We start from the raw sequence: 11,892 nt of genomic DNA, 5'->3' as shown, positions 1-11,892 counted from the left end.
TTACGGCGGATTGGAGGTCTTGTGGTCAGGGCGGAGCGGTAAGCCGCCAAAAGTACAGGCTGGTGGGCTCAAGGCGCGGCCTCGCTCGACGACACGGACCGGGCGTGGGCCAGCAGCACCCGCCGGTCCCATTCATATCTCGCCACCGGAGGTGCAGGCCCCACGAGGCTGACTTCGCCCAATGCACTGGCAAGCGCATCGCGTGGACCGTCAAGGTCGGGCTGCATGCGCCCGAGCGTGAACAGGGAATACGGATGGGTGAAGCGCTCCTCTACGACGCTTCCGACCCAGATCGGCACGGTGCTGCCGTTCCGAAGCTCGAAGCCGGTTGCCCAAAGCCGCACCACCCAGCGGGCCGCCGCTGACACTTGGTCTTCGGCCGGATGAATCAGTGTAAGGACCGGCACGCGCCCGCTCTCGAGGTAAGGCAGCACAGGCAGGTTCAACGGGTCGGTGTCCGCTGTGAGCCACGTCAGCGTGTTGGTCATCGTCCATCCCTCCGGCTCGCGCCATCCACTGTCCTTTAGCGTTGCCTTCAGTGCCTCGAGCGGACCGGCCCACTGGACCGTCATCGGTTCCTCCTCCTCCCCGATGAGGTCGACCCGGCGGGCCGGAAGCCGCTGCCACCCCCCGGTCCACCAGTCGCCAGCAAGGACGGTGGGCGCGGCCTCCCGAGCGGCGTAGCGCTGCACCTCCGCCGCATGCTTGCGGTACACATTGACGCCTCCGGCCACGACGAGGGTCATGCAGGCCACGACGAACAGCCCGCGCACGCGCCCGCGGTGCTGGTGGTGCAGATAGGCGATGCTGAGCACGGCGACCCACGCCATGCCGAAGGCGAGCCCGCCCATGACGTCGGAGAACCAGTGTGCCCCCAGGTAGAGACGGGAAAACGCGATCGGCACCACGAGCCCAGCCCAGGCCAGCACGGCCACCGGCCACCACCCTGGACCCAACCGGCGGACCACCAGGAAGGCCAGGAATCCGTACATGACGGCGTTGGTCGTGCTGTGTCCGCTCGGAAAGGAGAACTCGCTCCAGCCGAAATAGCCGAGCGCACCGGGGCGCATCCGGTGCAGCGCGCCCTTGATGGCGGTGTTGATGGCGGCCGCGCCGCCGACCGCGGCCAGCCAGTAGGCCAGCGTCTTCCACCGGCGCCGAACCGCCAGGTAAAGCGCGACGGCAACGGTGACCGGCAGCGTGACCGAGGTGTCGCCGAACTCGGTGATGGCAACCATTGCTGAGTCGACCCACGGCGTGCGCAAGCCTTGGAGCAGGCGGTAGACGCCGACGTCGACGCGGACCAACGGGTCTCGATTGACCACGTCCTCAAGGATGCCAAGGAACAGCCAGGAGGCCGCCACCAGGATACCCCCTGCTATGGCCAGAGCCTTCCCTTCGGGCAGGGCAGGATCGAGGATGGCGCGAACCGGGCAGGCGATCCAGGTGTCCCGCGATGCCGACCATTCCCAAAGCCGTCGTTGCCCGGCAGCCAACACCGGAATGGCCTTGCGCACGCCGTAGCGCACCAGCCGTGCGATCACCCAGAGAACGATGATGGCGACGACCAGGAGGATGGCGGCGCGTTCGGCCGCAGCGCCGACGAAGCCCAGGGAGGCACCCACCAACATGCCCGACAGCACGTGGGACAGCGCCCACACCAGGGCCGAGGCCACGTTCGCGACGTAAAAGCGCCACACGGGCATGCGCAACATGCCCGCGACCAGGGGGATGAACGCCCGCACGCCGGGCGTGAAGCGTGCGAACAGGACGCTCTTGCCGCCATGCCGGTGGAAGAAGGCATCACTCCGGTTGACGAGCTCCGGATGCCGGTTCATCGGCCATCGGCTCAGGATTGCCTCGTGGTAGCGGTGCCCCAGCCAGAAGGAAGCCCCGTCACCAGCAATGGCGCCGAGCGTCGCGGCGAGGATCACCGGCACAGCATCCAGTTGTCCCCCTGGGATCAGGGCACTGATGCCGAGAATGACGGCCGTGCCCGGCACGACGGCCCCGATCACCGGAATGGACTCCGACATGGCGAGCAGAAAAACCGCCATGTACGCAGCGTATGGAGGCCCGGCAACCAGATCGGTTATTCCCGAAAGATAAGATGCCATTCTCGTCACCGTACCGCGTGGAGGACGGCCACCGACCTCTCGGCTTTCCAGCCTGGCGCTCCGGGCAACCGAAGTGCTACAGCCTCTTCCGTCGCGGCAGGATGGTCAACAGCCCGACCAGGGCGACCAAGGAGAAGGTGGCTCCGGCCAGGAACGTGGCGTCCGGACCCACAGCGGTCCAGAGCAACCCGGCCAGGGCGCTGGAGGCCAGCAGAGCAATTCCGGTCATGAGATTGTAGAGGCCAAACCCCGTTCCCCGCAGGTCCGCGGGCGTGGCATCGGCGACGAAGACCGCGAGCAGCCCTTGGGTGGCGCCCATATGGAGCCCCCACAGCGCCGCCCCAGCCAGGACAACCAGCACGGATCCAGCCGCGGCAAGAACCAGATCAGCCAGGACCAGCAGCCCGACGCCCAAGGCCAGCAGATTGCGCCGGTCCAGCCGGTCGGCCAGACGCCCCAGCGGGTAGGCCGAAACCGCGTAGACGACGTTCATGACGATGAGCACCAGCGGCGCGTAGGCGTCCTCCACCCCAACGCTCTGGGCGCGCAACAGCAGGAAGGCTTCGCTGAAACGCGCCAGTGTCAGAACTGCCGCCATCGCGACCACGCCCCAGAAGGTTGCGTCCAGCCGCCGTAGCTGATCGCGCCGGATGGGGAATCGGCGTGGTTCGCTGGACGGCTCCCTATCGGGCTCATGCACGGCGAATAGGATCACCGCGACGGCAATGAAGGCCGGGACAACGGCAATCCAGAACACGAGGCGGAAGTCGTCGCCGCTCAAGACCATCAGCAGCATGGCCAGCGCCGGTCCGGCGAAGGCCCCGACGGTGTCCATCGACTGCCGCAGGCCGAAGGCGGCGCCGCGCAGGTCGGGCGGCGTCACCTCGGCGACCAGCGCATCGCGGGGTGCCCCGCGCACACCCTTGCCGATGCGGTCGAGGAAGCGGGCCAACAGGACTGACCCCAGGGTGTCGGCAAGCGGGAAGACCGGCTTGGTCAGCGCCGCCATGCCGTAGCCCAACAGCAACAGCGGCTTGCGGCGGCCGACCCAATCGCTGACCACGCCGGAGAAGATCTTGGTGATGGACGCCGTGGCCTCGGCAATCCCTTCGATGAACCCAACCGATAGCGCGCTGGCGCCCAGGACCGAAACCAGGAACACGGGCAGGAGGCTGTGGATCATCTCCGAGGAGACGTCCATGAACAGGCTGACGAAGCCCAGTGCGACGACGCTGCTGGGGATGGAACGGAGTGACACGGCGGACTCCAGAAACCCGTTCAACGATCACCGGTGGCCCCCGCGGTCATCAGCCGCGGGGGTATGGGACAGGCATCACGCAGCGTGGATGTGGGGATGATGATCGTGGTTGGTGCCGGAGTGGTGACCCCCGCACTGTGCCACCTCCACCGTGACGTGGCTGAGACCGTGCAGGTCGGCCAAGCGTGCCTTGTACGTGGCCACCGGCTTCGGGTGATCGGACACGAGGGCGACGATGGCCGCCAGATGGCCTGGACCGACCCGCCAGAGGTGAAGGTCGGTGACCCGGTCCCCGCCGGTCTCGAGGGTGCTGCGGATAGCCGTCGCCAACTTCGGGTCCGGCACCGTGTCGAGGAGCACCGCCCCGGCATCGCGGATGAGACCGTAGGCCCAGCTGAGGATGACGGCAGTGCCGACCAGGCCAACGATCGGATCCATCCAGGTCCAGCCAAACAGACCCGCCGCCAGAAGCCCCAGAATGGCGAGGACGGAGGTCGCCGCGTCCGCCAGGACATGGACATAGGCCGACCGCATGTTTAGATCGTGCGCGTGGTGACCACCATGCCCATGCTCATTCCCATGTTCATGCCCGTGAGGATGGTCCTTATGGCCGCCGTCATGGCCGTCGGCATGATGGTGGTCGTGACGGCGGTGGTCTTCATGGGCACCGTGGTCGTGATGGTGCCCATGTCCGTGGTGATGGTGCTCACCGCCCAGCAGCCAGGCGCTCCCGAGATTGACGGCGAGGCCCAGAACCGCGATTGCGATGGCCTCGCCGTAAGCAATGGGCACCGGGTTGACGAGACGCTCAACGCTCTCGTAACCGATCAGCAGGGCAATCATCGCCAGGATGATGGCGGAGGCGAAGGCCGCCAACTCGCCGAGCTTGCCGGTACCGAAGGCGAAGCGCTCGTTGCGGGCATGACGACGGGCGTAGACGTAGGCGAGTGCCGAAATGCTGAGCGCCGCCGCGTGCGTCGACATGTGCCAGCCGTCGGCGACCAGGGCCAGCGAGCCGAACACCGTACCACCAACGATCTCGCCGACCATCATGACCAGGGTCAGCGCGACCACGATCCAGATGCGCCTCTCGTTGCGGTCGTGATGCTCGCCGAGGAACTCGTGCCGGTGCGTCCACGTGTCGATGGAATGGGAGTGCATGACGGGGTCCTAGTGAAGCAGGGAAGGCCGGGTCCAGAAGTCCACCGTCACCGCCGCTTCGGAGGCCGGAACATTGGGATGGTGGAACCGGAAGATGACGAGGCCGGCTTCGCGGGCGTGGCCTTCCGGCTCGCCCCGCGCAACCAGTTCGGCGAAGACGCGCTCAACGGCGGCGCGGCAGCACATGGTCAGGCTCCTACAGGTACTTGGCGATTTCCCGCAGCTTGACGAGACGATCGCGGTCCTCGCGCGGCATCGGACCGACGATCTCTTCGAGATGATGGTCGATGTGATCCAGGATGAGGACGCTCTTCGCCTTCTCGAGGGCCTTGATGACGGCCTGAAGCTGCTGGGCGATGTCGATCCCGTCACGCCCGTCCTCGACCATGCGGGTGATGGTGGCGAGATGGCCCTCGGCCCGCCGCAGGCGGTTCTTCAGATCGGGGTTGTTGGCATGGCTCATGGCCTGACTCCTATCCCCCTGGAGGGGATGAGTCAACCATGCCTATGCACGGCGTGCAACCCGGTCCGCCATCCATGGGAAAGCGGAAGGCTCTTCCTTCCTTAATGCGTGTGGCGGTGGTGGATGTCGGGGTCGTGCCGGTGGGTATGGACAAGCGGCCGGTGCCTGTGCGGATGGCTGTGCGGCTCCGGCCCTTCCCAACCCTCATGTTCATGCTGGTGATGCTCGTCATGGACGTGGCGGTGCTCATGATCCATCGGTTCGTGCCGGTGTTCATGTTCATGCCGTTCGATGAGATGGAGGTACAGCCCGACGCCCATCAACGCGGCGGCGACGACAAAGCGCGTGGTGACCGGTTCGCCAAACGCCAGGATCGCGACGGTGGCACCGGCAAAGGGGGCCAGCGAGAAGTACGCTCCGGTCCGCGCCGATCCCAGATGGCGCAGCGCCAGCACGAACAAGGTGAGCGAGACGCCGTAGCCAAGGAAGCCGACCACCGCCGCCGCGAGGAACGCACCTGCGGACGGCAATGTGCCGCCGATGGACCAGGCGAGGATCACGTTGACCGTCCCAGCGACGGCGCCCTTGAGCATGGCGATCTGGAGCGGGTCGGCGCTCGACAGCTTGCGGGTCAGGTTGTTGTCGATGCCCCAGGCCAGACACGCCCCGGCGATGGCCAGCGCCCCCCAGCCGATCCCCTCCGGGCCGCCGCTCCACGACAGCAGCAATGCCCCGGCGAGGATCGCCGCCGCCCCGAGGGCGATCCGCCGGTCGACGTTCTCGCGGAACACGACCCAGGCGATGCCGAGCGTGAAGAGACCCTCCAGGTTCAGCAGGAGCGAGGCGGTCGAGGCGGGCGTCGTGCTCAAGCCCACCATGAGCAGAATGGGCCCAGTAATGCCTCCAGCCGCGATCACGGCGACCAGCCAGGGCAGGTCCCGAAGCGTCAACGGCGCCTCCGACGACGGCCCAGCCCACAGCCGGCGCACAGTGTGGAGCACTGCCAGCCCGACGCCCGAAGCGAGGTAGAGCAGACCGGCGAGCATCCACGGAGTGATGTCGCCGAGCAGCGCCTTCGCCAACGGCGTGCTGGCGCCAAAGAGCGCAGCCGAGAGCAGCGCGTAGGCGATACCTTGCCAGCGGTGGGTCATGTCAGTTCCCCCCAGACGACATCAACCGGAACAAGGTGGAGATGGCCACCGCCGTTTTCGACCTGAATGGTCGTATGGCCAATACCGCAACGCCCCGGCTCGGCAGTCGCGAGTGACGCCAGCAGACCAAGGCCCACCACCTCGCCATGGCAAAGGGCGAGTTCAGCCACTAAAGCCGGAACTATAATCCGCTCAGACCAGGGTGCGGGCGATGGCGTTGATCGCTTTCATGCCAGTGCCGAAGCGGGCGATGGATTCTCGGTGGCTCTCGAGTTCGCCGTATGGCAGGTAGCGCACCTGGAGGTCGGCGACGCGGCTGAACGCCGGTCGGGTCAACTGGGCGCGGACCTCGTCCTCGCGGCCGTTCGGCGCCACCAGGAACATCCCTTCCAGGGCATGTGCCTCGGTGCCGAGTGCCAGATCGAGCATGCGGACGACGCCCGAGTAGATCGAGGTCGAGTGCTCGACTTCGAAGGCAGCGGCAACATGGGCCTTGCCCCGGTCGAGCCACAGGACGTCGATGAGCCGGATGGCGTCGGCACCAGGCGCTTTCTCGATCGCCTCCGGCAGCCGCTCAAGGCAGCCCTCGCCGAGCTTGCCGCCGTCGTAGGCCCGGCTGCGGTCGTTGGAGGCGATCCATACATCGTAGCCCAGCGCCTTGCCCAGATCACGCAGCCAACCCTGGATTTCGGTGTGCGTGCGGTCACCCTCGCGCTCGGCGGCCGCAGCCTTGGAAGCCTTGGCGCTCTCCTCACGCACCTTGGCGAGGTCGGCTTCCCACACGGTGCGGGCGGCAGCATCGTTGGTGCGCGGCGGCGCGGCGTAGCGTGCGGAGCCGACGTCGAACAGCAGTCCGCCGATGGCCCCGAGATCGTTGGACAGCAAGTCGCGGTATTCGGCGTTCAGCGCCAGGATGCCCTGGCGCATCGCCAGGAACTCGTCCCACCGGCCGAGCTTTACCTTGGCGCCGGTCAGAGCGTTGTAGCCGTTGACGATGGCCGTGTTGAAGGTCGGCACCAGGGTCGGGTGCAGGAAGTACAGGAGGTTCGCCACCGCCGGCCCAAGCCCCTTGATCTGCTTGGCGTCGATCTGCCGGATGGCGGCGAGGATTTGCGCCTCAACGTTGCAGCAGACGCAGGCGTCGAGTAACCGCCCGAAGGCGCGCTGGTTGTCCGGGTTCTCATAGATGTCCGGGATGCGCAGCTTGGGTTTCCACAGGAAAGCGTGGTCCGCTCCCTTGAAGATCTGGCGCTGCTCGGCGATCGAGTGAACCACCGTCTCCAGCGACGAGCCGCGATAGACGTTGCCGAAGGTGCCGGCCTCGATGTCGGTTACAACCTGCTGGATGCCGCGGCGGATTGAGCGGAAGTTCTTCACCCGCTCGTTCCACAGAAACCAGGTCCGGTACGTCGCGCCGGTATCCTCACGCCAGCGTTGGATCAACGCGCGCATCGGGTCGGACAAGGAAAGCTCCTTCGCTCAAGGTGATTGAACCCAGAGTAAAGCAGCACCCCCTCCATCGCAACTCGGGGGAGACCTCATAATTGGTTACGGCCGTGCACCAGGGAACGCAGGCACATCAGGGCATGATGCAAAGGGGCTTGATGTCCAACTCCCCGGGCTCCCAGGCGATGATGGGGGCGATGCAGAAGATGCAGCAGTCCATGATTGCGCAGCCCATGACCGGCGATATTGATCACGACTTCGCCTCCATGATGCGGAAGCATCACCGGGGGGCTGTCGACATGGCGCGAGCCGAACTCCAGAACGGACGCGATCCTGAGTTTCAGAAGATGGCGAGGAAGATCATCACGGACCAGGAGAAGGAGATCCGGCAACTCGACCGCTGGCTCGCCCGCCATCCGGGCAAGCCGCCTCAGAGCTGATGGCGGCGACTTATCTGATGTCTCCGCATTGGTCCAGGTGGAGAGCTCGGACGAATTTCAGGGCGCGTTCGGTTCCAGCGATCCAGGGATCGGGTCAAACCTCGCGCACGCCTTCTTAGGGGGGCGGCGACGCTTAGTCTGCTCACGCTTGCTGATGGCCGCAAGCCGCACCTCGACGTAGGAGGAGAAGTTCAGCCGCTCCCCATGCGGGTGCTGGACCGAAACTTCCACACTTTCAGGGCGTCCTCCGCTCGGTTCTGGGGTCAAACGTCGATCGGTGGAAGCCCCAACTCTCGGTGGTTGCGCGCCCCAGACTTGAACCTGCGAACCTACCCGGGCCAGATCGCCGGTTGGTCCCTCGACCAGTCCGCTCACTAGAGCGATCCTGGAGGCCAACCTCGCGGTGCCACCTCTGGTGCGATGGGCGATCGCATCGGATGCACCGCCACCGGCCGCCTCGACACAATGGTCACGGCTCGTAGATGTCCGCGGGGTCCCACACGGCCCCTCGTTTGCGGCGTCGGGGGCGTTGATCGGCCTGCGGCGCCGCGGCTGCCCCCGATGCCGCTGGCACCTCCTTGACCTTCCTGCGCGACCTCACCTTCTTGGCGGCGTCCTGCGGTGACACCGCGTCCGAGACCGCCATTGCCGGCGCACCACTGTCCCGGCGTCGCCTCGTCGCACGCGGCTTGGACGCCGCTGCATCTCCGCCCAGCGGTGGCAGGCTTTCCCCTCCAGCCATGTCGAGGCCAAACAGTACCGAAAGATCCTCATCCGCAAGAATGTTCGCAGCCGCAGGCTCGATGCTGGTCAAAGGTACTGCCGGGTCCACGCTGGCCAGCAGGTCCTTCTCGTCCACATCACGCAGCCGGAACAAAAGCTCGGGCGTTTCATCCAGCCGCGCCCCGATGCCATAGAGGGCCGCCGCGACGTGCTTACACATCCACGCCGCGTCAGGGCAAGTGCACGAGAACCGGATTTCCGAGGGCGTGGGGAACAGCCCAGTTTCCTGACGGCAGAGTCGCTCCATCACCGCTTTGGAAAACCGCCCCTGGAGCAATTCGACCAGGGTGTCGATCCCGCCGGCGCATCCCTGGCACAGTGACTGCCACCGGGCCTCGGGCAGTGTCGTGATGCTGATGGTGACCGTGTAGATCGCCGAGCCGCTGACCATCGCCTTCACCTGCCGTGGCGCGATCTGCAGATCAACCACCGAGCCGTTGCGCACATAGGTGCGGCCGCGAAGCAGGCGATTCTCGTAGTCGCGATAGCTCTCCAGGTTATCGCACCACGCCTTGCCCCAGAAGGTCCGGGCGATGGTGCGCCCCTCGATCCGCACCGGTGAAACCGGATGCCCCTTCTTGCGCAGTTTTGCCATCTCGCGCTCCGCCCGTCGACGGCGTTCGGCGACCGGGACATACGGCGCCCATCCTCCATACCCATATCCCATCGGCGTCACTCCCTCGTCGCGGCGTTCAGATCAAGGGCCACCAGCCGCAGCAGGTCCTCATTTGCCATCTCGGTAAGAATGATCTCATCCGAGCCAGCGAGGAGATCATCCGACAGCCGCTTCTTCGATTCGATCAAGGCCTCGATCCGCTCCTCGACCGTGCCCTGGCAGACGAACTTGTGGACCAGCACGTTCTTCTTTTGGCCGATGCGGAAGGCCCGGTCGGTCGCCTGGTTCTCCACCGCCGGGTTCCACCAGCGGTCGAAATGCACGACGTGCGATGCCGCCGTCAGCGTTAGGCCCGAACCGCCGGCCTTTAGCGACAGGATGAAGAATGGGATCGTCTCGTCCTTCTGAAAGGTGTCGACCAGCGCCTTGCGGTTCTTCACCGCCGTATCGCCATGCAGCACCAGTCCGGGTCGCCCGAACACCCCGCCCAGGAACGACGCCAACGGCGCCGTCACCTCGCGGAACTGGGTGAACACCAGCATCTTCTCCTGGCGGGCTGCCACCACCGAAGCGATTCCTCGCAGGCGGGCCCATTTGCCGCTGTCCTCCTCGGCCCAGGCGTTGTCGCCGAGCCACTGCGAGGGATGGTTGCAGATCTGCTTGAGCCGCATCAGCGTCGTCAGCACGACGCCTTTGCGCTGGATGCCCTCGGCCTCCTGCAGCGCGTCCGCCAAGTCGGAGACTGTTTGAGCGTAAAGAGCAGCCTGCTTACGGCTGAGCGCGCAGTAGGCGGAAACCTCCGTCTTGTCGGGCAGGTCAGCGATGACGGAGCGGTCCGTCTTCATGCGCCGCAGAATGTATGGGCGCACCAACTCCCGCAGGGGGCCATAGGGATTGTGCGCCCGTTCGGCCAGGGTTTTTGTGTAGCTCTTGAACTGCTTGGCCGTTCCCAGCAGGCCCGGATTGATGACGTCGAAGATCGACCACAGATCGCCGAGATGATTCTCGACCGGCGTGCCCGTCAGCGCGATGCGCGCCCCCGCTTTGAGAGCCTTGGCCGCCTTGGTCTGCTTGGCGGTCGGGTTCTTGATCGCCTGCGCCTCGTCCAATACGATGAGACGCCAGTTCGTCCTGGCCAGTGCCGGCACGCGCAGCAGAGTGCCATAGCTGGTGATTACCAAGTCAATCCCTGCGAACTCATCTGGCGTTATCTGCCTGACCTGATCCGCCGGCATGGCGGACGGGTGGACGATCTTCGCCCTCAGGCTGGGCGCGAAACGCTCGATCTCCGCGGTCCAGTTGGCGAGCAGGGACGCCGGCGCCATCAGGAGACTAGGCTGGCCCTCGGCGTGCTGTTGGCGCTGGACCAGCAGCAGGGAGAGAACCTGGATTGTCTTGCCGAGCCCCATGTCGTCGGCAAGGCAGGCGCCCAGCCCAAGCCCAGAGAGCAGGTGTAGCCACTGCACGCCGGCTCTCTGATACGGGCGCAGCTTCCCCTGCAAAGGTACCGTCAAGTCCACAGTGGCGGTGCGGCTGGGGTACGGGTATAGGGTTGCCATGACGACGCCTCGTGACCCCCGCTACGTCGGCTACCGCTTCCCCGCCGAGGTTATCGCGACGGCGGTGTGGCTCTACTTCCGCTTCCCCTTGAGCCTGCGTATGGTCGAGGAGATGCTGGCAGCTCGCGGCATCACCGTGAGCCATGAGACGGTGCGGAAATGGGCCTTGAAGTTCGGCCGCGAGATCGCGGATCGGTTGCGTCGGCGGGCGCCACGCGGGGACGATAAATGGCACCTCGACGAGGTCGTCCTGACCATCGCCGGCAAGAAACATTATCTGTGGCGGGCTGTCGACCGCGATGGCTTCGTGCTCGATGTGCTGGTGCAGGGCCGGCGCGATGCCAAGGCGGCCAAGCGCCTGCTCCGCAAATTGCTGAAAAAGCAGGGCCGCGCGCCGCGGGTGCTGGTGACCGATAAACTCAAGTCCTACGCCGCGGCCAAGCGGACCATCATGCCGGGGGTGGAGCATCGCCAGCACAAGGGCATCAACAACCGGGCCGAGAACTCGCACCAACCGACCCGGCGACGCGAGCGGCAGATGAAGCGCTTCAAATCGGCCCGACAGGTGCAGCGCTTTCTGTCTATCCATGACCCGATCGCCAACCTCTTCCACCTCCGCCGCGACCAACGCCCCGCCTCCGACTACCGCGCCGCCCGCGCTCAGGCCTTCGCCACCTGGGCCGAAGTCGCCGGTGCGCCGCTGGCCGCTTGATCCTCCGATCTCTGGGCATCCGTGGCCGAAATGCGCCAGCCATAAGGTCGGTGCCAACGAGTTGACGGTGCCCATAGAGGGGCAGATGTCCCTCGTGAAATGATAGCGGGAAAGTTGAAGGAGCTGTTCATTCCATCCGCCTCGGGAGGTGCCCAGGTTACAAATCCGTATAGAATCAGTGACCGC

11 protein-coding genes are annotated in these 11,892 nt (G+C 65.8%); 2 read left to right on the top strand and 9 right to left on the bottom strand.

The window, feature by feature from the left end; all coding sequences use genetic code 11:
- Nucleotides 1-68: 68 nt before the first annotated feature.
- The 7 genes from TSO5_RS29125 to TSO5_RS29100 all read right to left on the bottom strand — a co-directional run bounded on the left by TSO5_RS29125 (nucleotide 69) and on the right by TSO5_RS29100 (nucleotide 7,614).
- Nucleotides 69-2,057, bottom strand: coding sequence for a bifunctional DedA family/phosphatase PAP2 family protein (locus TSO5_RS29125; RefSeq protein ID WP_199231055.1), 1,989 nt, complete (start codon nucleotides 2,055-2,057; stop codon nucleotides 69-71).
- A 136-nt stretch (nucleotides 2,058-2,193) separates the two neighbouring features.
- Complete coding sequence (locus tag TSO5_RS29120; RefSeq protein WP_246799108.1) at nucleotides 2,194-3,375, bottom strand: MFS transporter; 1,182 nt, start codon at nucleotides 3,373-3,375, stop codon at nucleotides 2,194-2,196.
- 75 nt (nucleotides 3,376-3,450) lie between these two features.
- On the bottom strand, nucleotides 3,451-4,536 hold the full coding sequence (gene dmeF, locus TSO5_RS29115) for a CDF family Co(II)/Ni(II) efflux transporter DmeF (protein WP_109154877.1): 1,086 nt from the start codon (nucleotides 4,534-4,536) through the stop codon (nucleotides 3,451-3,453).
- Between the two features lie 9 nt (nucleotides 4,537-4,545).
- On the bottom strand, nucleotides 4,546-4,722 hold the full coding sequence (locus TSO5_RS32845) for a hypothetical protein (protein ID WP_158282510.1): 177 nt from the start codon (nucleotides 4,720-4,722) through the stop codon (nucleotides 4,546-4,548).
- A 10-nt stretch (nucleotides 4,723-4,732) separates the two neighbouring features.
- Entirely contained in the window at nucleotides 4,733-4,999 is a 267-nt protein-coding gene (locus TSO5_RS29110) for a metal-sensing transcriptional repressor (protein ID WP_109154876.1), read from the bottom strand.
- Nucleotides 5,000-5,100: 101 nt separating this feature from the next.
- Nucleotides 5,101-6,150 carry a DMT family transporter gene (locus TSO5_RS29105; protein ID WP_109154875.1) on the bottom strand — a complete coding sequence of 350 codons (1,050 nt, stop codon included), beginning with the start codon at nucleotides 6,148-6,150 and terminating at the stop codon, nucleotides 5,101-5,103.
- A gap of 192 nt (nucleotides 6,151-6,342) precedes the next feature.
- Entirely contained in the window at nucleotides 6,343-7,614 is a 1,272-nt protein-coding gene (locus tag TSO5_RS29100) for a type II restriction endonuclease (RefSeq protein WP_174757574.1), read from the bottom strand.
- A gap of 80 nt (nucleotides 7,615-7,694) precedes the next feature.
- On the opposite strand from TSO5_RS29100, the gene TSO5_RS29095 reads away from it, so the two are divergent.
- Nucleotides 7,695-8,036 (top strand): DUF305 domain-containing protein, encoded by a 342-nt coding sequence (locus tag TSO5_RS29095; RefSeq protein WP_199231054.1) that lies wholly within the window; start codon nucleotides 7,695-7,697, stop codon nucleotides 8,034-8,036.
- A gap of 469 nt (nucleotides 8,037-8,505) precedes the next feature.
- Here the strand turns inward: TSO5_RS29095 and TSO5_RS29090 are convergent, their stop codons facing one another.
- Entirely contained in the window at nucleotides 8,506-9,414 is a 909-nt protein-coding gene (locus TSO5_RS29090; protein ID WP_109154873.1) for a hypothetical protein, read from the bottom strand.
- A gap of 77 nt (nucleotides 9,415-9,491) precedes the next feature.
- The gene (locus TSO5_RS29085) at nucleotides 9,492-10,994 is read right to left on the bottom strand and encodes a DEAD/DEAH box helicase (protein WP_109154872.1); all 1,503 of its coding nucleotides are present in this window, start codon (nucleotides 10,992-10,994) and stop codon (nucleotides 9,492-9,494) included.
- Here TSO5_RS29085 and TSO5_RS29080 point away from each other — a divergent pair.
- Nucleotides 10,993-11,706, top strand: a complete 714-nt coding sequence (locus TSO5_RS29080; protein WP_109154871.1) for an IS6 family transposase — start codon at nucleotides 10,993-10,995, stop codon at nucleotides 11,704-11,706. The genes TSO5_RS29085 and TSO5_RS29080 overlap by 2 nt on opposite strands.
- The last annotated feature ends 186 nt before the right edge of the window (nucleotides 11,707-11,892 follow it).

Origin of the sequence: Azospirillum sp. TSO5 (assembly GCF_003116065.1) — a bacterium.
Classification (GTDB): Bacteria; Pseudomonadota; Alphaproteobacteria; order Azospirillales; family Azospirillaceae; genus Azospirillum.
The sequence above is the reverse complement of the archived record's forward strand: the minus strand, read 5'-3'. Positions and strand labels throughout refer to the sequence as shown.

What these genes read in the sequence shown, in the direction of transcription:
- dmeF (WP_109154877.1), bottom strand. Translation starts at nt 4,536, where the DNA reads ATGCACTCCCATTCCATCGACACGTGGACGCACCGGCACGAGTTCCTC.
- TSO5_RS29125 (WP_199231055.1), bottom strand. Translation starts at nt 2,057, where the DNA reads ATGGCGGTTTTTCTGCTCGCCATGTCGGAGTCCATTCCGGTGATCGGG.
- TSO5_RS29085 (WP_109154872.1), bottom strand. Translation starts at nt 10,994, where the DNA reads ATGGCAACCCTATACCCGTACCCCAGCCGCACCGCCACTGTGGACTTG.
- TSO5_RS29090 (WP_109154873.1), bottom strand. Translation starts at nt 9,414, where the DNA reads ATGGCAAAACTGCGCAAGAAGGGGCATCCGGTTTCACCGGTGCGGATC.
- TSO5_RS29080 (WP_109154871.1), top strand. Translation starts at nt 10,993, where the DNA reads ATGACGACGCCTCGTGACCCCCGCTACGTCGGCTACCGCTTCCCCGCC.
- TSO5_RS29110 (WP_109154876.1), bottom strand. Translation starts at nt 4,999, where the DNA reads ATGAGCCATGCCAACAACCCCGATCTGAAGAACCGCCTGCGGCGGGCC.
- TSO5_RS32845 (WP_158282510.1), bottom strand. Translation starts at nt 4,722, where the DNA reads ATGTGCTGCCGCGCCGCCGTTGAGCGCGTCTTCGCCGAACTGGTTGCG.
- TSO5_RS29105 (WP_109154875.1), bottom strand. Translation starts at nt 6,150, where the DNA reads ATGACCCACCGCTGGCAAGGTATCGCCTACGCGCTGCTCTCGGCTGCG.